At 68.8% G+C, this 23,424-nt stretch carries 24 protein-coding genes; 11 read left to right on the top strand and 13 right to left on the bottom strand.

From position 1 onward, the window contains the following. Positions 1–7: 7 nt before the first annotated feature. On the bottom strand, positions 8–1,042 hold the full coding sequence (gene hrcA / locus OG2516_RS11225; RefSeq protein ID WP_217598183.1) for a heat-inducible transcriptional repressor HrcA: 1,035 nt from the start codon (positions 1,040–1,042) through the stop codon (positions 8–10). 153 nt (positions 1,043–1,195) lie between these two features. Here hrcA and rph point away from each other — a divergent pair, with 153 nt between their 5' ends. The 3 genes from rph to hemW are packed head-to-tail and all read left to right on the top strand — an operon-like array spanning position 1,196 to position 3,655. Continuing rightward, a complete protein-coding gene (gene rph, locus OG2516_RS11220) occupies positions 1,196–1,906 on the top strand; it encodes a ribonuclease PH (RefSeq protein WP_007255788.1) in 711 nt (236 codons plus the stop codon). After that, a complete protein-coding gene (gene rdgB / locus OG2516_RS11215) occupies positions 1,906–2,514 on the top strand; it encodes an RdgB/HAM1 family non-canonical purine NTP pyrophosphatase (protein WP_007255787.1) in 609 nt (202 codons plus the stop codon). The genes rph and rdgB overlap by 1 nt, the downstream gene beginning before the upstream one ends. A gap of 31 nt (positions 2,515–2,545) precedes the next feature. Then, positions 2,546–3,655: a radical SAM family heme chaperone HemW gene (hemW, locus tag OG2516_RS11210; RefSeq protein WP_007255786.1), complete on the top strand. Its 1,110-nt coding sequence runs from the start codon at positions 2,546–2,548 to the stop codon at positions 3,653–3,655. Here hemW and OG2516_RS11205 read toward each other — a convergent pair. The 6 genes from OG2516_RS11205 to rho are packed head-to-tail and all read right to left on the bottom strand — an operon-like array spanning position 3,652 to position 10,416. After that, entirely contained in the window at positions 3,652–4,542 is an 891-nt protein-coding gene (locus tag OG2516_RS11205; protein WP_007255785.1) for a ParB/RepB/Spo0J family partition protein, read from the bottom strand. The genes hemW and OG2516_RS11205 overlap by 4 nt on opposite strands. Positions 4,543–4,560: 18 nt before the next feature. Next, positions 4,561–5,358 carry a ParA family protein gene (locus tag OG2516_RS11200; protein ID WP_007255784.1) on the bottom strand — a complete coding sequence of 266 codons (798 nt, stop codon included), beginning with the start codon at positions 5,356–5,358 and terminating at the stop codon, positions 4,561–4,563. Next, positions 5,351–5,965: a 16S rRNA (guanine(527)-N(7))-methyltransferase RsmG gene (rsmG, locus tag OG2516_RS11195; protein WP_040615147.1), complete on the bottom strand. Its 615-nt coding sequence runs from the start codon at positions 5,963–5,965 to the stop codon at positions 5,351–5,353. Before rsmG ends, OG2516_RS11200 begins: the two co-directional genes overlap by 8 nt. Continuing rightward, positions 5,965–7,833 (bottom strand): tRNA uridine-5-carboxymethylaminomethyl(34) synthesis enzyme MnmG, encoded by a 1,869-nt coding sequence (gene mnmG, locus OG2516_RS11190; protein ID WP_007255782.1) that lies wholly within the window; start codon positions 7,831–7,833, stop codon positions 5,965–5,967. The genes rsmG and mnmG overlap by 1 nt, the downstream gene beginning before the upstream one ends. Before the next feature lie 12 nt (positions 7,834–7,845). Then, positions 7,846–9,114, bottom strand: a complete 1,269-nt coding sequence (mnmE, locus tag OG2516_RS11185) for a tRNA uridine-5-carboxymethylaminomethyl(34) synthesis GTPase MnmE (protein WP_007255781.1) — start codon at positions 9,112–9,114, stop codon at positions 7,846–7,848. Between the two features lie 30 nt (positions 9,115–9,144). Beyond that, complete coding sequence (rho, locus tag OG2516_RS11180) at positions 9,145–10,416, bottom strand: transcription termination factor Rho (protein WP_007255780.1); 1,272 nt, start codon at positions 10,414–10,416, stop codon at positions 9,145–9,147. A gap of 528 nt (positions 10,417–10,944) precedes the next feature. Here rho and OG2516_RS11170 point away from each other — a divergent pair. Genes OG2516_RS11170 through dnaQ form a run of 4 tightly spaced genes read left to right on the top strand, consistent with a single transcriptional unit; the run spans position 10,945 to position 13,661 of the window. Further along, a complete protein-coding gene (locus OG2516_RS11170; protein ID WP_007255778.1) occupies positions 10,945–11,544 on the top strand; it encodes a Maf family protein in 600 nt (199 codons plus the stop codon). After that, positions 11,541–12,374 (top strand): shikimate dehydrogenase, encoded by an 834-nt coding sequence (locus OG2516_RS11165; protein ID WP_007255777.1) that lies wholly within the window; start codon positions 11,541–11,543, stop codon positions 12,372–12,374. The genes OG2516_RS11170 and OG2516_RS11165 overlap by 4 nt, the downstream gene beginning before the upstream one ends. Then, positions 12,371–12,976 carry a dephospho-CoA kinase gene (gene coaE / locus OG2516_RS11160; protein ID WP_007255776.1) on the top strand — a complete coding sequence of 202 codons (606 nt, stop codon included), beginning with the start codon at positions 12,371–12,373 and terminating at the stop codon, positions 12,974–12,976. Before OG2516_RS11165 ends, coaE begins: the two co-directional genes overlap by 4 nt. Next, positions 12,969–13,661: a DNA polymerase III subunit epsilon gene (gene dnaQ / locus OG2516_RS11155; RefSeq protein WP_007255775.1), complete on the top strand. Its 693-nt coding sequence runs from the start codon at positions 12,969–12,971 to the stop codon at positions 13,659–13,661. Before coaE ends, dnaQ begins: the two co-directional genes overlap by 8 nt. A 3-nt stretch (positions 13,662–13,664) precedes the next feature. On the opposite strand, the gene secB is transcribed toward dnaQ, so the two are convergent. Further along, positions 13,665–14,228, bottom strand: coding sequence for a protein-export chaperone SecB (gene secB / locus OG2516_RS11150; RefSeq protein ID WP_007255774.1), 564 nt, complete (start codon positions 14,226–14,228; stop codon positions 13,665–13,667). A 62-nt stretch (positions 14,229–14,290) separates the two neighbouring features. After that, the gene (locus tag OG2516_RS11145; protein ID WP_007255773.1) at positions 14,291–14,797 is read right to left on the bottom strand and encodes an FxsA family protein; all 507 of its coding nucleotides are present in this window, start codon (positions 14,795–14,797) and stop codon (positions 14,291–14,293) included. Positions 14,798–14,927: 130 nt separating this feature from the next. Between OG2516_RS11145 and OG2516_RS11140 the strand changes: the two genes are divergently transcribed. From OG2516_RS11140 to OG2516_RS11130, 3 genes are read left to right on the top strand one after another with little or no spacing between them, the layout of a single operon-like run. After that, entirely contained in the window at positions 14,928–15,590 is a 663-nt protein-coding gene (locus OG2516_RS11140) for a Tim44/TimA family putative adaptor protein (RefSeq protein WP_007255772.1), read from the top strand. Further along, positions 15,587–16,612, top strand: a complete 1,026-nt coding sequence (gene mltA / locus OG2516_RS11135) for a murein transglycosylase A (protein WP_007255771.1) — start codon at positions 15,587–15,589, stop codon at positions 16,610–16,612. Before OG2516_RS11140 ends, mltA begins: the two co-directional genes overlap by 4 nt. Then, positions 16,609–17,199 carry a Smr/MutS family protein gene (locus OG2516_RS11130; protein ID WP_007255770.1) on the top strand — a complete coding sequence of 197 codons (591 nt, stop codon included), beginning with the start codon at positions 16,609–16,611 and terminating at the stop codon, positions 17,197–17,199. The genes mltA and OG2516_RS11130 overlap by 4 nt, the downstream gene beginning before the upstream one ends. Here the strand turns inward: OG2516_RS11130 and OG2516_RS11125 are convergent. The 3 genes from OG2516_RS11125 to OG2516_RS11115 all read right to left on the bottom strand — a co-directional run bounded on the left by OG2516_RS11125 (position 17,182) and on the right by OG2516_RS11115 (position 21,426). Further along, positions 17,182–18,405, bottom strand: a complete 1,224-nt coding sequence (locus OG2516_RS11125) for an MFS transporter (protein WP_040615143.1) — start codon at positions 18,403–18,405, stop codon at positions 17,182–17,184. The two genes, OG2516_RS11130 and OG2516_RS11125, sit on opposite strands and share 18 nt — an antisense overlap. Before the next feature lie 47 nt (positions 18,406–18,452). Then, positions 18,453–19,754 carry an ATP-dependent protease ATPase subunit HslU gene (gene hslU / locus OG2516_RS11120; RefSeq protein ID WP_007255768.1) on the bottom strand — a complete coding sequence of 434 codons (1,302 nt, stop codon included), beginning with the start codon at positions 19,752–19,754 and terminating at the stop codon, positions 18,453–18,455. A 70-nt stretch (positions 19,755–19,824) separates the two neighbouring features. Beyond that, positions 19,825–21,426: an ATP-binding protein gene (locus tag OG2516_RS11115; protein WP_083788521.1), complete on the bottom strand. Its 1,602-nt coding sequence runs from the start codon at positions 21,424–21,426 to the stop codon at positions 19,825–19,827. A 226-nt stretch (positions 21,427–21,652) separates the two neighbouring features. Here OG2516_RS11115 and OG2516_RS11110 point away from each other — a divergent pair, with 226 nt between their 5' ends. Continuing rightward, positions 21,653–22,594, top strand: coding sequence for a substrate-binding domain-containing protein (locus tag OG2516_RS11110; protein ID WP_040615141.1), 942 nt, complete (start codon positions 21,653–21,655; stop codon positions 22,592–22,594). A 39-nt stretch (positions 22,595–22,633) separates the two neighbouring features. Here OG2516_RS11110 and OG2516_RS11105 read toward each other — a convergent pair whose 3' ends face one another. Next, positions 22,634–23,422: an efflux RND transporter periplasmic adaptor subunit gene (locus OG2516_RS11105; RefSeq protein WP_007255765.1), complete on the bottom strand. Its 789-nt coding sequence runs from the start codon at positions 23,420–23,422 to the stop codon at positions 22,634–22,636. Between the last annotated feature and the right edge of the window lie 2 nt (positions 23,423–23,424).

The raw sequence follows: 23,424 nt of genomic DNA, 5'->3' as shown, positions 1-23,424 counted from the left end.
CATGTCCTTAGGCCCGGTCGGCGATGATGCGGCCGACCAACTGTGCTGTGTAATCAACGATGGGCACGATCCGTCCGTAGTTGAGACGGGTCGGCCCGATGACGCCCACGGCGCCGATGATTTTTCGATCCGCGTTCATATAGGGACTCACCACCAGAGAGGAACCCGAAAGTGAGAAAAGCTTGTTCTCGGACCCGATGAAGATCCGCACCCCCTCGCCCTCCTCGGCGAGCTCGAGGAATTCGGCGATGTCGCGCTTGCGCTCGAGGTCGTCGAACAGCTCGCGGATCCGCTCGAGGTCGCCCGGCTCGCCGCTCTCGTCGAGCAGGTTGCCCCGGCCGCGCACGATCAGGCGCTCGGTCGATTCGCCCTTGTTCTCCCAGATCGCCAGACCGCTCTCGACGAGGTCGGCGGCGAGCGTGTCGATCTCGCGCCGCCGGTTGGCGATCTCGCGCTGCATGGCGGTTCCGAGCTCGGCGAGGGTGCGGCCCTGGGCGAGCGCGTTGACGAAGTTGGCCGCCTCGCGCATCGACGACGGGGTCTGACCGGGGGGCGGCGTGAAGACGCGGTTCTCCACGTGGCCATCGGCGAACACCAACACCACCAGGGCGCGGTCGGGCGCGAGCGAGACGAACTCGATATGCTTGACCGGCGCCTCGTGCTTGGGCGCGAGGACGAGGCTGGCGCCGAGGGTCATGCCCGAGAGCGCGGAGCCGACACGGTCGAGCAGTGCGGGGACGTCGTCGCTGTTGGAGGTCAGGGTCTCGTCGATGCGGGCACGGTCTTCGCCGGAGAGGTCACCGACCTCGAGCAGGCCGTCGACGAACATCCGCAGGCCGAGCTGGGTCGGCACCCGGCCGGCGCTCACGTGGGGCGAGCCGAGCAGGCCGAGATACTCGAGATCCTGCATCACGTTGCGCACCGTCGCGGCGCTGACCTTCTCCGACATCGTCCGGGTCAGCGAGCGCGAGCCGACGGGCGCGCCCGTTTCGAGATAGCCCTCGACCACGCGGCGGAACACCTCGCGGGAGCGGTCGGTCATCTCGTCGAATATGGCTCTCTGGTCGGTCAAGGGGTCCTCGGTGCGCGTGAAGCGCGCCAATTAAAACGAGGCGGCGGGCGAGGTCAATCAGGGTTGGAAATCCGGCCGTCGCTCGCGTAGACGTCGCCGCGACCTTTTCACAGGAGAATGCCAATGCGGCCTTCCGGACGCGACCTCGGGCAGATGCGGCCCGTCACCATCGAGACCGGCGTCACCAAGCACGCCGAGGGCTCCTGCCTCATCAAGATGGGCGACACGCACGTCCTCTGCACCGCCTCCATCGAGGACCGCCCGCCGCCGTTCCTGCGCAACACCGGTCTCGGCTGGGTGACGGCGGAGTACGGGATGCTGCCGCGCTCCACCGGGAGCCGGATGCGACGCGAGGCGACGGCCGGCAAGCAGGGCGGGCGCACCGTCGAGATCCAGCGGCTCATCGGCCGCTCGCTGCGCGCCGGCGTCGAGCGGGCGGCGCTGGGCGAGCGGCAGATCACCGTGGATTGCGACGTGCTGCAGGCCGACGGCGGCACGCGCTGCGCCTCGATCACCGGCGGCTGGGTGGCGCTGCGGCTGGCGGTGAACAAGCTGATGCAGGCGGGCGACGTGACCTCCGACCCGCTGGGCGATCCTGTCTCGGCCGTCAGCTGCGGCATCTATGCCGGCCAGCCGGTGCTCGACCTCGACTACCCGGAAGACAGCGTCGCCGGTGTCGACGGCAACTTCGTGATGACCGGCGGCCGGATGATCGAGGTGCAGATGTCGGCGGAAGGCGCGACCTTCTCGCGCGACGAGCTGGAGCAGCTGCTCGGGCTGGCCGAGAGAGGCGTCGGCGAGCTCGCGGCGCTGCAGCTGGCGGCCGTCGGCTGATGCGGCGCTTCACCGGCACCGAACTGATCGTCGCGACGCACAACCGCGGCAAGCTCGAGGAGATCGCCGATCTGCTCTCGCCCTACGGGGTGAGCCTGACGTCGAACGCCGACCACGAACTGCCGGAGCCGGAGGAGACCGAGGAGACCTTCGTCGGCAACGCCCGCATCAAGGCCCGCGCCGCCGTCGCGGCGACGGGCCTGCCGGCGCTGGCGGACGACAGCGGGATCAGCGTCGAGGCGCTGGACGGGGCGCCCGGGGTGCACACGGCGGACTGGGCCGAGACGCCCGACGGCCGTGACTTCGAGATGGCGATGACACGGGTCTGGCGCGAGCTCGAGGCGCTCGACGCGCCGGAGCCGCGCCGGGCCGCGTTCCGCTGTACGCTGGTGCTGGCCTGGCCGGACGGGCACGACGAGATGTTCGAGGGCGTCCTGCCGGGACGGATCGTGTGGCCGATGCGCGGCACGCAGGGGCACGGGTTCGATCCGATCTTCCAGCCCGAGGGCCACGACGTCACGCTCGGCGAGATGGACCGCTGGGAGAAGAACCGGATCTCGCACCGGGGCCGCGCGTTCGAGCAGCTGATCGCGGGCTGCTTTGCCTGAGGATTGGGAGCACGGGGGTTTCGGCCTCTACGTGCACTGGCCGTTCTGCCAGGCCAAGTGCCCGTACTGCGACTTCAACTCCCACGTCGTCTCTGGCATCGACCAGACCCGCTGGGCCCGGGCGCTCGCGAGCGAGATCGCGCGCTACCGCGAGGAGACGGGGCCACGGCTGCTGCGCAGCGTGTTCTTCGGAGGCGGGACACCGAGCCTGATGCTGCCCGAGACGGTCGACACCGTCCTGCAGGCGGTGCGGCGGGCATGGCCGATGGTGAACGACCCCGAAGTGACGCTGGAAGCGAACCCGACCTCCGTCGAGGCCGGCCGCTTCCGAGGCTACCGCGACGCGGGGGTGAACCGGGTGTCGCTCGGGGTCCAGGCCCTGAACGATGCGGACCTGCGGCGGCTCGGGCGGCTGCATGACATGCGCGAGGCGCGCGCCGCGTTTGAACTGGCGCGGGACGTGTTTCCGCGGGTGAGCTTCGATCTGATCTACGCGCGGCAGGACCAGGAGTTGGCCGCATGGCGGGCGGAGCTGGAGCAGGCGCTGACGATGGCCGTGGATCATCTGTCGCTGTACCAGCTGACGATCGAGGAAGGGACGGCGTTCGGCGACCGCTACCGCGCCGGGAAGCTGGCCGGACTGCCGAACGAGGACCGGGCGGTGGATTTGTGGGAGGTGACGCAGGAGGTCTGCGCGGCTGCGGGAATGGAGAACTACGAGGTTTCCAACCATGCGCGGCCGGAGGCGGAGAGCCGGCACAACCTCGTGTATTGGCGATACGGTGACTATGTCGGCGTCGGACCGGGAGCCCATGGCCGCATCACCGTCGACGGCCGGCGCATCGCGACGGAGGCGCTGCGTGCCCCGGGCGCCTGGCTCGCGCAGGTGGAGGCGACGGGGCACGGCGACGTTGCACGAGAGGCACTGGACGCCGAGGCGCAGCTGGCGGAAGTGCTGCTGATGGGGATGCGGCTGCGCGAGGGTGTGGACCTCGCGCGCGTCGAGGCGTTGGGATTCGACGTCGCTGCAGCGCGCGGGCTGGTCGATGGCGGCTTCGTCGAGCTGACCGGCGGACGGCTGCGGCTTACACCGGCCGGGTGGCCGGTGTTGAACGGTGTGTTGCGGGAGCTCCTGAACTAGCCTCCGGAAAGCGCCCGCAGCAGGTCGTCGAGCTGACCGAAGTTGTTGTAGCGGATGGTCAGGGTACCGCCCTCCGTTCCCGGCCTGTGGTCGATCGAGACGGCCATCCGGAGAGCCGCGCTGAGCTCCGCCTCGATCTGCCGGGTATCGGCATCCTTCTCGCTCCGGCGGGTCGGCGGTTTTGGCTCTGATCCACCTTCGCGCGACTTCTTCACCAGCTTCTCCGCCTCGCGCACGGACAGGCCTTCGCGAACGATCTTCTGCGCCATGGCCTCGGCATCTTCGTGGCCGACCAGCGTGCGCGCGTGGCCGGAGCTGAGGGCACCCTCGATCATCAACGTCTGGATCGGCGGTGGCAGCGTCAGGAGGCGGAGCTGGTTGGCGATGTGGCTGCGGCTCTTGCCGAGAGCCGTCGCGAGCTGCTCCTGGGTGTGGCCGAAGCGGTCCATGAGCTGGCGGTAACCGGCGGCTTCGTCGACCGGATTGAGATCGGCGCGCTGGATGTTCTCGATGATGGCGACCTCAAGCACCTCGGTGTCGTCGAAATCACGGACGAGCGCGGGCACCTCGTGCAGCTTCGCCTGCTGCGCGGCCCGCCACCGGCGCTCGCCGGCGACGATCTCGTAATGGCCTTCGCGCCCCGGCGCGGGGCGGACAATGAGGGGCTGGATGATTCCCTTCTCGGCGATGGAGGAGGCAAGCTCGGCCAGTGCGTCGGCATTGAAGCTGCGGCGCGGCTGGTTGGGGTTCGGGTGCACGCGCTCGATCGGCAGCCGTGCGTCGGGGCGGCGCGGGGCGTCTTGCGCCGGGCCCTCCGGCGAGACGTCGGCCATCAGAGCGGAGAGGCCACGGCCGAGGCCACGGGTTTTCGGGCGGTCGATGGGCATCTGCCTGTCCTTCCTCGGTCAGTCATTACGGGCAATAAGCTCGGCGGCGAGGGCCTGGTAGGCCTGCGCGCCGCGGCTGGACGGGTCGTAGTCAAGCACGGGCATGGCGAAGGACGGGGCCTCCGACAGGCGAACATTGCGTGGGATCACGGTCTGGAACACGAGATCGCCGAGATTCTCCCGCGCGTCCTCCTCGACCTGCTGGGAGAGGTTGTTGCGCTTGTCGTACATCGTCAGGGCCACCCCCTCGATGCGCAGGCGCGGATTGGCGGTCTCGCGGACTTCGCGGACCGTCAGCATGAGCTGCGAAAGGCCTTCGAGCGCGAAGAACTCGCTCTGGAGGGGGACCAGCACCGAATCGGCCGCGACAAGAGCGTTGACGGTGAGCAGGTTCAGGGACGGCGGGCAGTCGATCAGCACGTAGTCGAGCGCGAAGCGGTCGACGGCGGGCTGGCGGAGCGCGTCGTGCAGGAGGAAGCTGCGCTTCTCGGTGGAGATCAGCTCGATGTCGGCAGAGCTGAGATCTGTGGTAGCCGGGATGATCAGGAGATCACCGACCTCGGTGCTGCGGATCGTGTCAGCCAGTTCGGCTTCACCGAGGAGCACGTCGTAGATCGAGGTCTCGCGCGCATCCGCCTCCACGCCGAGGCCGGTCGAGGCGTTGCCTTGCGGATCGATGTCGACGATCAGCACCGTGTGACCGGCGTGGGACAGCGCGGCGCCGAGGTTGATCGCCGTGGTCGTCTTGCCGACGCCGCCCTTCTGGTTGGCGATCGCGATGATCCGGGGGCCGCGCGGGCGGGTCGGGTCAGACACGCTTGATCCTCTTCAGCTTGAGAATGACTGCTTCGGGATTGGTGATACTGGGGATCTGCTCGAGGTCAAAGGACCAGTCGGCCTCCGCAGTGGCAATTTCTTTCGCCGCGGTCTCGCCCTTCGGGAACAGCGCGAAGCCATCGGGGGAGAGGTGACGGGCGGCGTAATCGAGGAGCTTCGTCAGCGGGGCGAGTGCGCGGGCGCTGAGGCCGTGCGCGTTCATGGGGGGGAGATCCTCGATCCGGGACGTCGCGACGTTCACCGCGAGATCCAGCTGGCGGGAGGCCGTTCGCAGGAAGGTCGCCTTGCGCTGGTCGCTCTCGACGAGGGTGACCTCGATCGGGCTCGAGCGCGTACCCTTGGCCAAGATGGCCAGGATGATCCCAGGGAAGCCGCCGCCGCTTCCCAAATCCGCCCATGACTCGACCTCCGGTGGAATGTGCCGGTAGAGCTGGATCGAGTCCGCGATGTGCCGGTCGTGGAGGTCGGCCAGGGAACCTTTGGAGACGAGGTTGATGCGCGGGTTCCACTTCGCCACGAGCTGCGCGAACTCGGTCAACCGGTCCGCTGTTTCACGTGAAACATCTACACCCGCGACCTGCGGCATCAGGCCGTCTTCGCCAGGTGATCACGCTTGATCTTCGCGAGAAGGATCAGGAGAGCCGCCGGAGTCATCCCTTCGATCCGCGAGGCGTGAGCGATCGTGGCGGGACGGCTATGGTTGAGCTTCTCAGCCAACTCATTCGAAAGCCCCTGTATCTCGCGGTAGTCCAGCTTCTCCGGAAGCACCTGCGCATCGTCCCGCCGAAGCGCTGCAATATCCTGCGCCTGCCGCTCGATATAGTTGGCGTAGAGCGCATCGTTCTTGAGCTGGCGCTGGATATCCGGAGCGACCGTTGCGAGCTCTGGATCGAGCGCGATCAGGTCCTCGAAGCTGATATCGGTGAGCGCGAGCGCTTCGGTGCCGGATCGGGCCGCGCCATCAGAATTGAGATTGGCCCCGCGGCCCGCAAGATCGCGCGCCTTGAAGGTCCGCCGCTCGAGCTCCCGGCGACCAGTCGCCAGCGCATCCCGCTTCCGGCTGTAGCTGCTCCAACGCTCCTCACCAACACAGCCCGCCTGCCGACCCTGCTCCGTCAGCCGCTGATCGGCGTTATCCGCGCGCAGCGACAAACGGAACTCGGCACGCGAGGTGAACATGCGGTAGGGTTCGCTGACACCGCGGGTGATCAGGTCGTCGACCATGACGCCGATGTAGGACGTCGTCCTGCTGAAGGTCAGCGGCTCCCGCCCGAGGGCGGCCGCACCGGCGCTCAGGCCCGCGACGAGCCCCTGAGCGGCGGCTTCCTCGTAGCCCGTCGTGCCATTGATCTGCCCCGCGAGATAAAGCCCCGCGACATCCTTCACCTCCAGCGTCGGCCGGAGCGCGCGCGGATCGACATAGTCGTATTCAATCGCGTAGCCGGGCTGCAGGATCTTCACGTCTTCAAGCCCGGTGATGGACCGGACGTAAGCGTCTTGCACATCCTCGGGAAGCGAGGTCGATATGCCGTTCGGATAGACCGTCGGATCATCGAGGCCTTCCGGCTCCAGGAAGACCTGGTGCGACGGCTTCTCGGAAAACCGGACCACCTTGTCCTCGATCGACGGACAATAGCGTGGCCCCGTCCCGCCGATGTGGCCGCCATACATCGCGGAGCGGGAGAGGTTGTCGCGAATGATGTCGTGCGTGCGCTCGTTCGTGTGCGTGATGCCGCAGGAAATCTGCCGCGCCGTCGGCTGCGATGAGAGGAACGAGAACATCGTCGGCTCATCGTCGCCCGGCTGCATCTCCAGCACGTCCCAGCGGATCGTACGGCCATCGAGCCGCGGCGGTGTGCCGGTCTTCAGACGGCCGAGCGGCAGACCGAACTCGTCGATCCGCTCCGCCATCCTCACGGAGGGGCTCTCGCCGATTCGACCTCCGGGGCGCGCGACGTCGCCGATGTGGATGACGCCTCGCAAGAAGGTTCCGGTCGTCAGGATGACCGCCTTGCTTGCGACCTCACCACCGTCGGCCAGTCGGACCCCGTCGACCTTCCCTGCCTTCACAAGCAGATCCACGGCCTCGCCTTCGAAAATCCTGAGGTTCGGCTGAGCGGCGAGGGCATCCTGCATCGCGTGCCGGTACAGCTTGCGGTCCGCCTGCGCGCGCGGCCCCTGCACAGCGGGGCCTTTGCGTCGGTTCAACAGGCGGAACTGGATGCCCGCCGCGTCTGCGACCCGCCCCATGACCCCGTCGAGGGCGTCGATCTCACGGACGAGATGTCCCTTGCCGAGCCCGCCGATGGCCGGATTGCAGGACATGACGCCAATGCCGGCAGCCGACAGCGTGACAAGCGCCACGGAGCAGCCGAGCCGGGCGGCCGCGTGCGCGGCCTCACTGCCGGCGTGACCGCCGCCGATCACGACGACGTCGTACGAAGAATGTTTCACGTGAAACGCTCCTCACTTTCCGATGCAAAAGCTGGAGAAGATTTCGCCGAGGACTTGCTCCACGTCCACTCGGCCCACCAGCGAGTCAATCGCCCGGATAGCACCCCGGAGCTCTTCCGCCAAGAGGTCCGGCATTTCTTCCAGCAACGTGATCTGCCGAACCACCGACGCCAGCCCCTCGGCGGCCCGCTCCATCGCCAACCTGTGCCGCTCTCGCACCGCTACGGCGCCGTCCGGCACCCGGGCCGACAGCCGCTGGCCGAGTTCCGCCACCAGCTTATCCACACCCGCGCCGGTGAGGCCGGAGACCCCCTCCCCTCGCAGGTCGGCCTTTGCCTGCACAACGATATCGTCCGCACGAACATTCGCCGGGCTCTGCCCCCCATCGACCAGATGAACCCGCAAATCCGCCTGCTCCGCCCGTGCCAGTGCGCGCTCGACGCCGATGCGCTCGACTTGGTCCGTCGCCTCCCGAAGCCCCGCCGTATCGAGAACGGTTACCGGCAGGCCCGCCAACTCCATCCGGACCTCGATGACATCCCGCGTCGTCCCCGCCACCTCGGAGGTAATCGCCGCCTCCCGCCCCGCCAGCGCGTTCAACAAGGTCGACTTACCGACATTGGGCGCTCCCAGGATGGCCACCTCGAAGCCAGCTCGCACACGCTCCGCAATTCCGACGCCACGCGCCTCCGAAGCCAAGTCAGTCCGCACCCCCTCCACTAGTTCGGCAACCTCGGCGCTCACATCCTCCGGCACATCCTCGTCGGCGAAATCGATGGTCGCTTCCACCAGTGCTACCGCCCGGATCAGCTGCGCCCGCCAAAGCTCCGCCTTCCGCCCGAGCGCCCCGTCGAGCGCCCGCACGGCCTGCTTGCGCTGGACCTCCGTTTCCGCGTCGATCAAGTCCGCAAGCCCCTCGACCTGCGCCAGGTCGAGCCGTCCATTCACGAAGGCACGGTTGGTGAACTCTCCCGCCGCCGCCATCCGCAGCCGCCGATCCTGCCCCAGCCGCTGCAGCACGGCTGAGATGACGGCGAGGCTGCCGTGCAGATGCAGCTCCACGACCTCCTCACCCGTAAAGCTCCGCCCTTCCGGGAAGACCAGCACCAGCGCCTCGTCGAGCTCGTCCGCACCGTCGCGCAACTTGCGCAGCGTCCGCCCATCCTCCGGCAGCGGCCCCGCGAGCCGCTCGACCGCCGCCCGCGCCTGCGGCCCGGACAGGCGCACGACAGCGACGCCGGCGCGGCCGCGCGCGCTCGCCAGTGCGAAGATGGTGTCCATACCAGAACCCGCGGCCGCAGCCGCGCCCCGTCAGGTGTTCATCGACTCGAAGAACTCGGCGTTCGACTTGGTCTGCTTGAGCTTCGAGATCAGGAACTCGATGGCGTCGGTGGTGCCCATCGGGTTCAGGATCCGCCGCAGCACGTAGGTCTTCTGCAGGTCGACCTTGTCCGTCAGAAGCTCTTCCTTCCGCGTGCCGGACTTCAGGATGTCCATCGCCGGGAAGACCCGCTTGTCGGCGACCTTCCGGTCGAGCACGATCTCGGAGTTACCGGTGCCCTTGAATTCCTCGAAGATCACTTCGTCCATCCGCGAGCCGGTATCGATCAGCGCGGTCGCGATGATCGTCAGCGACCCGCCCTCCTCGATGTTGCGCGCGGCACCGAAGAAGCGCTTCGGCCGCTGCAGCGCGTTCGCGTCCACACCACCCGTCAGCACCTTGCCCGACGATGGCACCGTCGTGTTGAAGGCCCGGCCGAGGCGCGTGATCGAGTCGAGCAGGATCACCACGTCCCGCTTGTGCTCCACGAGCCGCTTCGCCTTCTCGATAACCATCTCGGACACCGCCACGTGCCGCGACGCCGGCTCGTCGAAGGTCGAGGACACGACCTCCCCCTTCACCGACCGCTGCATGTCCGTCACTTCCTCCGGCCGCTCGTCGATGAGCAGCACGATCAGGTAGCACTCCGGGTGGTTCTTCTCGATCGAGTGCGCGATGTTCTGCAGCAGCACGGTCTTGCCCGTCCGCGGCGGCGCGACGATGAGCGAGCGCTGGCCCTTGCCGATGGGAGACACGAGGTCGATGATCCGCGCCGAGCGGTCCTTCGTCACCTCGGTCTCGATCTCCATCTTCAGCCGCTCGTCCGGGTAGAGCGGTGTCAGGTTGTCGAACGCCACCTTGTGGCGCGCCTTCTCCGGCTCTTCGAAGTTGATCGCTTCCACCGACACGAGCGCGAAGTACCGCTCGTTGTCGTTCGGCTCCTGGATCACTCCCTCGACCGTGTCGCCGGTGCGCAGCGAGTACTGCCGGATCATGTCGGGGCTGACATAGATGTCGTCCGGCCCCGGCAGGTAGTTCGCCTCGGGTGAGCGCAGGAAGCCGAAGCCGTCCTGCAGCACCTCGAGCACGCCGTCGCCGCCGATCACCCAGTCGTCCTCGGCCCGCTCCTTGAGGATGGCGAACATCATGTCGCCCTTGCGCATCGTCGAGGCGTTCTCGATCTCCAGCTCCTCGGCGAGCGAGAGAAGATCCTTCGGGCTCTGCGCCTTCAGGTCGGCGAGGTTCAGTCGGTCTTGGGACATGTCAATTCGCAGAAGCACCCCGTCATGAACGGGCCGCACTCTCTTTCTCAATGGGAAGTTCCTGGCCCGGACGGGCCTTGGCTCCCAGTTAGGCAGTTTCGCCCCACCTGTCAATTCCGGCGCCGGAGGCCGGGATCCAGCCGCGCGACCGGAGGGTCCTTTTCCCAATCAAGAATAAGAAGAAAGGAAGTAGTTGTAGGTAGGAGATCTGGACAAGTGTCCACTCCGAGATTCTCCTCAGGCCTGTCCACAGCGGCCAGAGCCATCCATCCGCAGCAGGGTGATCTGTAAAATTGCAGCAAAACAGTATCTTACACGAGAAAGAGCCGTCGCAATTTCCTCTCCCGCTCCCTTGACTCCACCCCCGGTCGCAATCTCTCCACACCCCCGACTTGTCCCTCCTCCACGGGGAGAACCTCTTGGACCGTCTCCCCGGCCGGCGCGACACTTGTGCAGATCCGCTCCGGAGGGCAGAAGGCGCACAGCCCGGCCACAGCTCTCCCGCAAGTCATCCACAGGGTCATCACCATGTCCGACCGGCTCATTCTCGCCTCCGGGTCCGAAATCCGCGCCACCCTGCTGCGCAATGCGGGCCTCGAGATCGATGTTCAGCCCGCCCGGGTCGACGAGGCGAGCCTGCGCGATTCGCTTCTCGCCGAAGGCACCCGCCCCCGTGACATCGCCGACGCGCTGGCCGAGCTGAAGGCCGCGAAAGTCTCCGCCCGCGAGCCCGGCCGCCTCGTGATCGGCGCCGACCAGGTGCTCGATCATCGCGGCACCCTGTTCTCCAAGCCGGAAAGCCCGGGCGAAGCCGAGGACCAGCTCCGGACTCTTTCCAACGACCGCCACCAGCTCCATTCCGCCGCCGTCATCTGCGAGGACGGCCGCCCGGTCTGGCGCCATGTCGGGACGGTGCGGCTGATGATGCGCCCCCTGAGCGACGCCTATATAGAGGACTACGTCGCGCGGAACTGGACGAGCGTCCGTCATGCCGTCGGCGCCTACAAGCTCGAGGAGGAAGGCGCGCGGCTCTTCACCCGCATCGACGGCGACAACTTCAACGTCCTCGGCCTGCCCCTGCTCGAGCTCTTGTCTTACCTCATCCTTCGCGGGACATTGCCGTCATGACTGAGGCCAAGATCCCCCTTGCCGGCGTGCTGGGTCACCCGATCGCGCACTCCAAGAGCCCCCGCCTGCACAAGTACTGGCTCCGTCGCCATGGTCTGCCGGGCGATTACGTCCCGATGGACGTTCACGAGCAGAACCTCGAGACGGTGCTGCGCGCGCTGCCGAAGGCCGGCTTCGTCGGCGTCAACGTCACCATCCCCCACAAGGTCGCCGCGCTCGAGCTGGCCGACCAAGTGTCCGACCGCGCCACGCTCATCGGCGCGGCCAACACGCTCAGCTTCGGGGCCGACGGGCGCATCCACGCCGACAACACCGATGGCTACGGGTTCCTCGAGAACATCCGCCACGCCGCCCCCTCCTGGTCGCCCGCCGCCGGCCCTGCCGCCGTGCTTGGCGCGGGCGGCGCGGCGCGGGCGGTCATCGCGTCGCTGCTCGACGCGCAGGTGCCGCGCATCCTGCTGACCAACCGCACCCGCCCCAAGGCCGAGGCGCTGCGGGCCGAATTCGGCGCGCGGGTGCAGGTGGTCGACTGGGTGCAGGCGGGCAACATGCTCGAAGAGGCGACGACGGTGGTCAACACCACGTCCCTCGGCATGGTCGGCGCCGGCGAGTTCCGCATCCCGCTCGACGGCCTGCAGCCGGGCGCCGTCGTCTCCGATCTCGTCTACACCCCCCTGCGCACGCGCCTACTCGAAACCGCCGAGGCGGCGGGCTGCATCGCCGTCGACGGGCTCGGGATGCTGCTTCACCAGGCCGTGCCCGCCTTCGAGCGGTTCTTCGGTGTGCGCCCCGAGGTCGACGACGAGCTGCGCCGCGTGATCCAGCCATGAGCAAGCGCAAGGGCTGGGCGCTCGGGCTCACCGGGTCCATCGGCATGGGCAAGTCCACCACCGCCGCGATGTTCCGCGACGAGGGCCTGCCGGTCTGGGACGCCGACACCGCCGTGCACCGCCTCTACGCCCGAGGCGGCGCGGCGGTTGGCCCCATCGCCACCGCATTCCCCGCCGCCATACGAGACGATGCCGTCTCCCGCGAGGCGCTCAAGGAGCTGATCGCGCAGGATGCGACGGTCCTCGCGGAGATCGAAGCGCTCGTGCACCCCCTCGTCCTCGCGGACCGCAACCGCTTTCTGGCCGAAACAGAGACGCAAATCAGCGTCTGCGACATCCCCCTGCTCTACGAGACGGGCGCGGACGCGACGATGGACAGCGTTGCCGTCGTCACCGTGCCGCTCGAGGTCCAGAAGCAGCGCGTCCTCGCGCGCCCCGACATGACCGAGGCTCACTTTCAGGCCATCCTCGCACGCCAGATGCCCGACGCGGAGAAGCGCCGCCGTGCCGACCACATCATCGAGACCTTGACGCTGGAAGGCGCGAAGGCACAAGTGGTAGCGTTGATCGCCGAATTGAGAGAGAGGATCGCCCGTGCGTGAGATCGTGCTCGACACCGAGACCACCGGCTTCGATCCCGAGGACGGCGACCGCATTGTCGAGATCGGCGCGGTCGAACTCGACAACCACATGCCGACGGGGCGCACCTACCACCAGTACATCAACCCTCAGCGGGCGATGCCGCGCGAGGCGTTCGAGGTGCACGGGCTCGGCGACGAGTTCCTCGCCGACAAGCCGGTCTTCGCCAGGATCGGCCGCGCCTTCCTCGACTTCGTCGGCGACGCCCGGCTGGTGATCCACAATGCCAGCTTCGACATGAAATTCCTCAACGCCGAGCTCGGCTGGGCCAACCTGCCCCGCCTGCCGGACAGTCAGGCGCTCGATACCGTCGCCATGGCGCGCAGCAAGTTCCCGGGCTCCCCGGTCTCGCTCGACGCGCTTTGCCGCCGGTTCGGGATCGACAATTCCGCGCGGACCTACCACGGCGCGCTGCTCGACAGCGAGATCCTGGCCGAGGTCTATCTGGAGCTGATCGGGGGCCGGCAGCCGGACTTCGCGCTGTCGGTGTCGCAGGTGGGTGGCGGCGAGGCCGGGCAGGACGACTGGCGTCCGCGTCCGCGCCCCGAGCCGCTGCCGCCGCGGATCACGGCCGCCGAGGCGGCCGCGCATCAGGCGTTCATCGAGAAACTCGGCGAAGCCAGCCTCTGGGCCCGCCTCGCCGGCTAGGGCTCAGTTCTGCGGCGCGGCCTGCTGCTGCGCCTGCACCCGGCGGGCGACTTCCTGCCGGTAGAGCTTCATGAAGTCGATCATCTCGAGGTTCAGCGGCGGGAAGCCGCCGTCGCGGGTCACATCGCTGACGATGCGGCGCACGAACGGGAAGGTCACGCGCGGGCACTCGATCAGCAGGTAGGGGTGAAGCTGCTGCTCCGGCACGCCCTCGACCTGGAAGATCCCGGCATATTCCAGCTCGAGCAGGAACAGCGGGTCGCCCTTCTCCTTGGTCTTCGAGGTAACCTTGAGCTTGGTGATGACCTCGTACTGGTTCTCCGCCTGACGCTTCTTGGCGTCGAGGTTCACCTGCACCTGGATCTCGGGCTGCACTTCGCCGGTGACGCCCTTCTGGACCATGATGTTCTCAAACGACAGGTCGCGCACGAACTGGCCGAGCACGCGCTGGCTGATCTGCGGCTGTTGCTGCTGCTGCGCCGCGTTGGCCTGCTCGCCGTTCGCCTGGTCGTTGGTCTGGTCGGTGGGGGCCTGGTCGGCGGCGCCGTTGGTCGTCTCGTCGGACATTCTGCTCTCCGGGAAAATTGGCTCGCGCGTTGGTAGCAGGCCCCGCCGCCCGTCTCAACGGCTCAGTGACGCGTCCAGCCCGACGGACCCTCGGACGGCTTGCGCGGCGGCGTGACCTCTTCGTAGTCGGCGTCGATCACACGGTCGCTCGGCCGGCGCGGCCCGCCCGGGCCCTGCGCGAACGGATCCGCGCCGCGCTGGCCGTAGGTGAAGGAGGCGTGCGCCGACATCCGCGCCCGCACCTGCGCCATCACCCGCCGCCGGAAGCCGGGGACCAGCAGCAGGAAGCCGATGGCGTCGGTGAAGAAGCCGGGCGTCAGCAGCAGCGCGCCGGAAAACAGGATCATCGCGCCGTGCGCCAGCGGCTCCGTCGGGTCGTTGAGCTCGTTGAGCGAGCGCTTCAACCGCCCCAGCTCCGCGGCCCCCTGGCTGCGCACCAGCCACGTGCCGAGGATCGCCGTCACCACGACGATGACGAGCGTCGGCCCGAGGCCGATCCACCCGCCGACCTGGATGAACAGCGCGATCTCGATCAGCGGAACGGCGATGAAGGCGATCAACAGCCACATGGGCGACCTCATTTCTTCGTCAGCGCAGCCGGGAGCGGCCTGCTCGTGTGGACAGGCCCCGGTGCAATCCCTAGATAAGGACTGCGATCCGATCCTGCCACCGAAGTCCGCCCCGAAGCGAGGCCTTTATATGAACTCTCCGATCATCCAGCTCCTCGTCCTCGCGGGGATCGCCGTGTTCCTCATCCTGCGCCTGCGCAGCGTGCTCGGGACCCGGGAAGGCTTCGAGAAGCCGCCGGTCACGGAGAGCGACCGCAGCGCCCTGCGGCGGCGGCCGGACCTCGAGGTGATCGAGGGCGGGCCCGACCGCGACATCGTCGACCATGTCGACGCCGGCAGCGATGCCGCCGACGCGCTCGCGCGGATGAAGCGCGCCGAGCCCGCGTTCGGCGTCGGCGACTTCCTCGGCGGCGCGCGCGGGGCCTACGAGATGATCCTCATGGCCTTCGAGAACGGCGACCTCTCCGAGGTGAAGGACTTCCTCGGCCCCGAGGTCTACGAGGCCTTCTCGCAGGTGATTGAGGAGCGCCGCGAGCGCGGGCTTCACGTGGAGGCGACGTTCGTCGGCCTCTCGGAGATCACCCTGAAGGACGCCGAGTTCGACGAGACCACCCGCGAGGCCGAGCTCACCGTGCGCTTCACCGGCGAGATCACCTCCGTCGTTCGCGACGCCGGCGGCGACATCGTCGAGGGCAGCCCGACCGAGATCAAGCGCCAGCGTGACGTCTGGACCTTTGCGCGCACCATGGGAGCGAACGATCCCAACTGGATCCTCGTCGCGACCGGGGAATGAGGCGAACCCTCGGGGCCGTCGCCGCGCTCGCGCTCGCCGGCTCCGCGCAGGCGGGGCCGAGCTACACGATCCTCGAGTATGAAGATCTCGCAGGCTGGGCGGAGGACGATCATGCCGCCGCGCTCGACGTCTTCCGCAACACCTGCATGGATTTCCGCGTCCTCGACTGGGACACCCTCTGCGCCCTCGCCAGCGACACTCCCGACGCCCGCGCCTTCTTCGAGCTGTTTTTCACGCCGGTCCTGATCGAGGACGACGAGGAGATGCTCTTCACCGGCTACTTCGAGCCCGAACTGCGCGGCTCGCGCTACCGCAGCGCCCGGTTCCGCTACCCGCTCTACGAGATGCCCCCCGAGGTGGGCGAGGATCCGTGGCTGTCGCGGCGCGAGATCGAGGAGACGGGGGTGCTCGCCGACCGCGGTCTCGAGATCGTCTGGGTCGACGATCCTGTCGAGCTGTTCTTCCTGCAGCTGCAGGGCTCGGGCCGCATCCGCCTCACCAACGGCGACGTCGTCCGCGTCGGCTATGGCGGCGCCAACAAGCGGCCCTACACCTCCATCGGCATGGAGCTCGTCGCGCGCGGCGTCTTCGAGCAGCACGAGGTCTCGGCGCAGGTCATCCGCGACTACGTGCGCGAGAACCCGGCCATGGGGCGCGAGCTGCTCTGGGCCAACGAGAGCTACGTGTTCTTCCGCGAGGTCAGCCACGTGCCCGGCCATCTCGGGCCGCTCGGCGCGATGAATCGCTCGATCACGCCGCTGCGCACCATCGCCGTCGATCCGTCGATCTACCCGCTCGGCGCGCCCGTCTGGATCGAGAAGCAGGGCGAGGAGCCGATGAACCGGCTCATGGTCGCGCAGGATACCGGCTCGGCGATCAAGGGCGCGCAGCGGGCCGATGTCTTCTTCGGGGCCGGCAGCGAGGCGGGGCGACGCGCGGGGCAGGTGCGTGACGGCGGGCGGATGGTCGTGCTGCTGCCGATCCAGCGCGCCTACGCGATGCTGCCCGAGACGGTCGAGTGAGCCGGCGGCGCCGGATCTCGCCCGAGGAGGAGGCCTTGTGGGAGCGGGTCAAGAAGACCGCCGACCCGCTGCGCAAGGCCGCCCCGCGCCCCGCGCCGCCCCCGAAACCGGCTCTGACGCGGCCCGAAGCGCCTTCGGCCCCCGACCCGCTGCCGCGCTTCGAGGTGGGGGCGAAGGTCGATCACAGCCGCGACCACGACCTCGTCGCCGGCCTGTCCCAGCGCCTCGCGGCGACGCCGCCCGCGATGGACCGCAAGACCCACACCCGGCTCAAGCGCGGCAAGATGCGCCCCGAGGGCCGGCTCGACCTGCACGGGATGACGCTGTCGGAAGCGCACCCGGAGCTGCTCGACTTCATCCTGCGCGCCCACGCGGCGGGCAAGCGGCTGGTGCTGGTCATCACCGGCAAGGGCAAGCCGCGTGACCGCGGCGGCCCGATCCCCACCCGCACCGGCGTCTTGCGCCACCAGGTGCCGCAATGGCTGCGGATGCAGCCGCTCGCGCCGCTGGTGCTCGACATCGCCGAGGCCCATGTCAGCCACGGCGGCCACGGCGCGTTCTACGTCTACCTACGCCGCCGCCGGTAGCGCGCTGCGCGCCCGGCCGAGCCCGATCCAGGCGAGCGCGGCGGCGAACAGGAAGTAGCCGACGATGAACAGCATCTGCCGGTCGAAGTCGTAGCCGGCGTCGATCAGCACGCCCGACACCCCCGGACCGACGGCCGAGCCGAACACCATGATCGCCGACGCCACCGCCTTGATCGAGCCGAGGTGGCGGGTGCCGAAGTATTCCGCCCAGAAGGCCGGCGGCACCGTCGCCTGCATCCCCTGCCCCGTCGCGAAGATCATCAGCCCCAGCGCCGCGCTCCAGAGCGAGCCGGAGAGGCCGAGCACGAGGAAGGCCAGCGCGAAGGGCAGCATGAACAGCCGCGCCATGCGCGTCGTGCCGAAGCGGTCGACGGCGAGGCCGGAGGCGAAGTTGGCCGCGATCAGCGTCACGGTGAAGAGCGGCATCAGCGACACCCAAGCCGCCAGAGACCAGCCCTTCACCTCTGCCAGGTGGACCTGCTGGAAGAACAGCGCCGTGCCCCATGTCGGCGGCCCCATTAGCGCCGGGACCATCAGCCAGAACAGCGGGTGCCGAAGCACCTCGCTGCGCCGCCAGTGCCGCCCGTCCATGCCCGAGGCCTCGCTTTCCTTGGCGATCGCCTGCGGGGTCCGTTCCAGCCGCAGCAGCCGGTGCACCACCGGGAGCGCCAGCAGCACCAGGCCGGCCGCGACGAGCCAGAGCGTCCGCCAGTCCCAGACCGCGAGCAGCGCGACGAAGATGATCGGCAGGATCGCCTGCCCGAGCGCGAAGCCCATCGACGAGATCGACAGCGCCGTTCCGCGCCGCCGCACGAACCAGCGTGCCATGGCCACGGCCGCGAGGTGGCTCATCATCCCCTGCCCCATCAGCCGCAGCAGGTAGATCACGAAGATCAGCAGCACCGCCCCCGGCACCGTCGCCATCGACAGGCAGGCGAGCGCGAGGATCGGGAAGATCACGAGGCCGAGCTGGCGGACCCGGAACAGGTCTGTGAGCATCCCGGCCCAGATCATCGTCACCGCCGACAGCGTCGTGCCGAGCGTGTAGATCAGCCCCCAGCGGCCGTGGCTCAGGCCGAACTCGGCCCGGATCTCCCCCGCGAAGATCGAGATGAAGAAGGTCTGTCCGTAGGACGAGGTGAACGCAACGAGCATGCCCGCAAGCAGGAATGCCGCGTTCTCACGAACGAATTTGAACAATGGCATGGGGGCTTCCTCTGCCTGTTCGGCGGGAAAGGGAAGCCCCCGGACGCTTATAAGACGTATCGGCTCAGGTCGGTGGAGCGCGTCAGCTCGCCCAGGTGTTCCTCGACGAAGGCCGCATCGACCGTCACCGTCTCGCCGCCCCGGTCGGGCGCGGTGAAGGACAGCTCCTCGAAGACCCGCTCCATGACGGTGTAGAGCCTGCGCGCGCCGATGTTCTCGACGCTCTCGTTGACGTCCGCCGCGATCTTGGCCAGCGCCGCGATCCCCTCGTCGGTGAAGCTCACCGCCACCGTCTCCGTCGCCATCAGCGCCTCGTACTGGCGGGTCAGGGCGTTGTCGGTCTCGGTCAGGATGCGCACGAAGTCGCCTTCGGTCAGCGCCCGCAGGTTGACCCGGATCGGCAGGCGGCCCTGCAGCTCGGGCAGCAGGTCGGAGGGCTTGGCGATGTGGAAGGCGCCCGAGGCGATGAACAGGATGTGGTCGGTCTTCACCGGGCCGTGCTTGGTCGACACCGTGGTGCCCTCGATCAGCGGCAGCAGGTCGCGCTGCACGCCCTCGCGGGAGACGTCGGCGCCGCGGGCGTCGGAGTTGCGGCAGACCTTGTCGATCTCGTCGAGGAAGACGATGCCGTTCTGCTCCACCGCCTCGAGCGCGGCCTTCTTGACGATCTCGTCGTCGAGCAGCTTGTCGGCCTCGTCGGCGATCAGCGTCTCGTAGCTCTCGGCGACCGTCATCCGCTTCTTCACCGTGCGCTGCCCGAACGCCTTGCCGAACATGTCGCCGAGGTTCATCCCCGGCATCATGCCGGGCTGGCCCGGGATCTCCATGCCGAAGGGGTTCGACGTGTCGGCCACCTCGAGCTCGATCATCGTGTCGTCGAGGTCGCCGGCCTTCAGCTTCTTGCGGAACATCTCCTTCGTGCCCTCGCGCGCGCCCTCGCCGGCGACGGCGGCGATGACGCGCTCCTCGGCGGCGGCATGGGCGCGCGACTTCACGTCCTCGCGCATGTGCTCTCGGGTGTCGATGATCGCGGTGTCGACGAGATCGCGCACGATCTGCTCCACGTCACGGCCGACATAGCCGACCTCGGTGAACTTGGTCGCCTCGATCTTGATGAACGGCGCCCGTGCCAGCTTGGCGAGGCGGCGGCTGATCTCGGTCTTGCCGACGCCGGTGGGGCCGATCATCAGGATATTCTTCGGATATACCTCGTCGCGCAGGTCCGGGCCGAGCTGCTTGCGCCGCCAGCGGTTGCGCAGCGCAACGGCGACGGCGCGCTTGGCGTCCTTCTGGCCGATGATGAAACGGTCCAGCTCCGAGACGATTTCGCGGGGGGTGAGGTCGGTCATGGGGCTCCTTCGGGCGCATGTTCGCTGCGAGACATACGCATTGCCCGCGAGATTCCAAGCCGGGACGGTGTTAGGCGGAGCGGGACCGCAGCTCGGCCTCGTGCGCGGCGGCCAGTTCGGCGAGCGCCCGGCGCAGGTGCTCGCGCCCGATGGGCTTGCGCAGGAACGGCCCCGCGGGGGCGTCGGGGTGGTGGGAGTGGTCGGCGTAGCCGCTCATGTAGATCACCGGAATGCCCAGCTGCCGTTCCCGCGCCGCCGACGCGACCTCGAAGCCGTTGGGACCGTTCGCCAGCAGGATGTCGGTCAGCAGCACGTCGAACGTCTCGGTGCCGAGCGCCGCGAGCGCCGCCGGGCCGTCGGAGACGACGCGCACCCGATGGCCCATGCCGCTCAGCGCGATGTCGAGCGCCTCCCCGAGCTTCTCCTCGTCCTCCACCACCAGGATCCGCAGATCGACGGGTTCGGCGGCCGGCGGCGCGTCGTCCTGCGTCGCGGGGCGCCGCTGCGCGTGGGCCTCGGGCAGGGAGAAACGCGCCACCGTGCCCTCGCCGGGCCGCGAGCTCAGGATCAGCGCACCTCCCGCCGCGGCGGCGAAGGCGGCGACGCTGCTGAGGCCGAGCCCGGTGCCCCCGGCGTCGCGCTTGGTGGTGAAGAACGGATCGGCCGCCCGCTCGAGGACGTCGTCGCTCATGCCGGGGCCGTCGTCGCGCACCACGATCTCCACCATCCCCTCGCGCGGGCCCGGTGCGGTCGAGATGGTGATGCGGCTGCCCGTTCCCGAGCGGGCGAAGGCGTCGCGGGCGTTGAGCACGAGGTTGAACAGCGCGTTCTCGAGCTGGCCGGGATCGCACTCGACGCAGACCTGCGGATCGATGTCGACGACGTAGTCGATGACCTCGCCGGCGCGGCTCGCGGGCAGCTGGACGAGATTGTCCACGAGCTCGCGCAGCCGCGTCGCCTGGCTGAGGCCCGGCTCCTGCCGGGCGAAGGCGAGGGTGCGCGCGGTCAGGGCGCTGCCCCGGTCGGCGGCCTCGAGGATCGCGTTGAGCCGGGCGCGCACATCCTCCGGGTCCTTCGCCAGCCCGGCGACCTCGGCGGAGAGGCGGATGATGCCGATGATGTTGGAGAAGTCGTGCGCGAGGCTCCCCGCCATCTGACCGAGCGCCTCCATCCGCTGCGCCGACGCGAGGCGCTGGTCGGCCTCCTTCGCGCGGGTGATGTCGGCGACGACCCCGTGCAGCCGCAGCACCTTGCCGTCGCCGTCGAGCGTCGGCGCGCCCTCCGCCGCGATCCAGCGGATCTGCCCGTCGGCGCGCCGGATGCGGCACTGGAAGTCCCACGGCAGCCCCGCCTCGACCCGGGACTTGAAGCTCTCCCGCACGAAGGCGCGGTCTTCCTCGATCACGTGCGACAGGAAGCGGTCGAAGCTCCACTCGTCGAGCAGCTCGGGATAGCCGAAGACCTTGTCGTGCTGCGACGAGCGCCACGCTCGGTCGGGGTCGATCTCGAGTTCCCAGATGCCGATCTCCGCGGCCTCGAGCGCGCGATTCAGCCGCGTCTGGGCCTGCCGGAGCGCGACGACCTCCGCCTCGAGCGCAACAATGCGCTCCGCATCGCTCAATTGCTCGCCCGCAAGGGCAGGGCGGGCCGACGCGTTGACGGAGTCTGACATCTGGGTCCCGGGTGCTGTTCGCCTCAAGGTAGCACCGGCCGGGCGCGGTGGGCAACGGCTGCAGACCTTTGAAGATCAAGCGGTTAGCGTTTCCCCGGACGATTGGAACCGGCGTGTCCTCGAGAGCGTCGGGTCGCGCCAAAGGTGTCTGCCGCGCCTTCGTCGCCATAGACCTGCCACGATATCGCGACACATTTTGAACAGCCGATCCCCCGAGGAGCACGACATGCATAGATCGCTGATTTCCGTGGCCGCAGTCGCGATAGTGACCGGCGGCGCCGCCTGCGCCGAGACCATCGGCGCGTCGATGGCCCAGTTCGACGGCACCATCCCGACCATGCTGCGCGAAAGCATGGTCGCGCAGGCCGGCCAGTTGATGAGCGTCGATCTTGTCGTCGAGAACGCCGCGAACGATTCCGCGACGCAGCTCGACCAGGTCAACGGCTTCCTCGCCGCCGGCGTCGACGCCGTCATCGTCCAGATCGTCGAGCCTGCCGCCGCGGCGGCCATGACCGAAGTCGCGCAGGCCGCCGGCGTGCCGCTCGTCTTCGTCAACCGCGAGCCGGGCAATGTCGGCCAGCTGCCGGACAGCCAGTCCTACGTCGGCTCCGACCCGGGTGGGGCCGGCCTGCTGGAGATCGCGGAGGTCTGCCGCCTGCTCGGCGCGCAGGGCACCGATCCGGCCCCTATCTACGTGATGACGGGCGCGCCCTCCGGCGAGGCCGCGGTGCGCACGCAGGACATCCACGACGTGTTGGGCAACGGCGCGTGCGACGTCATGCTCGGGATCGTCGCCGAGCAGAGCGCCGGCTGGAGCCGCGCCGAGGCCGACGGCCTGATGACCGCGTGGCTCTCGACAGGCGAGCCCTTCGACGCGGTCGTCGCCAACGACGACGAGATGGCGCTGGGCGCGATCGATGCGATGAAGGCGGCGGAGTGGTCGATGCAGGACATCATCGTCGGCGGCATCGACGGCACGCCGGCTGCGCTGGAGGCGGTGGCCAAGGGCGATCTCGACGTCACCGTCATCGAGGACGCGGCCGGGCAGGGGGCCGCCGCCCTCGCCGCGGCGCTCAACCTCTCGGCGGGCGATCCCGTCGAACGGGTTATCCTGATCCCGCCCCAGCTCGTCACCCCCGACACCGTCGCCGCCTACCAGACACAGTGACACCGCCCGTAGGCCGGGCTTCAGCCCGGCCAGCGCGGTTCACTCGGGCAGGTCGAAGTCGACGGTGCAGCGGGTGCCGGCGGGGATGGTGCCGTCGGGGTTGGGCAGGTCGAGCCGCACGCCGAAGGTGTTGGAGGCGGCGTCGAAGATCTGATCGACCACCGAAACCGTCGCCATGTACGCGCCCTCGAGCGGGGTGGTCTGGCGCACCATGTAACTGTCGCCGAGCGAGAGCCGGTTGAAATATTGCGGCGGCGCGAAGACTTCCACGTGCAGCGGGTCGATCTGCGCCAGCGTCACGAGGATCGCCTGCTGGCCGGCATACTCGCCCCGCGCCGCCTCGACGGCGACGACGATGCCGTCGGAGGGGCTGCGCACCACCCGCCGCTCGAGCAGGGCCTCCGCCTGCTCCGCCTCGATCCCGGCAAGGGTCCGGGCCAGCCGGGCCTCCTCGATGGCGATCTCCGTCAGCGCCACCTCGATGCGCGCCTCGTCCACGGCCGTCGCCGCGCCGGCATTGCGCGCGGCGAGCTGGGTGGCGCGGGCGAGCTCCGTCTCGCGCAGCTCGAGCCGGGTCTCGCCGGCGCGGACCTCGAGGTCGGACTCCGCGCGGCTCCGGACGGTGGCGAGCTGCAGACGCTGCATCTCGTCGTCGAGCCGCACCAGAACGTCGCCCTCCGCGACCCTGTCGCCCCGCGCGACGAGCACCTCCTCGATCCGCCCTTCGTCGGCCGCGGCGATCTCGACGATGGCGCGCGGCTCGATCAGGCAGTCGAGCGGCGCGGCGGCGGCTGCGCCAGGGAGCAGCAGGAACAGAAGGGGCTTCATGG

It is taken from the genome of Oceanicola granulosus HTCC2516 (assembly GCF_000153305.1).
GTDB classification, from domain to species: domain Bacteria; phylum Pseudomonadota; class Alphaproteobacteria; order Rhodobacterales; family Rhodobacteraceae; genus Oceanicola; species Oceanicola granulosus.
This window is presented reverse-complemented; position numbering and strand designations above follow the sequence as displayed.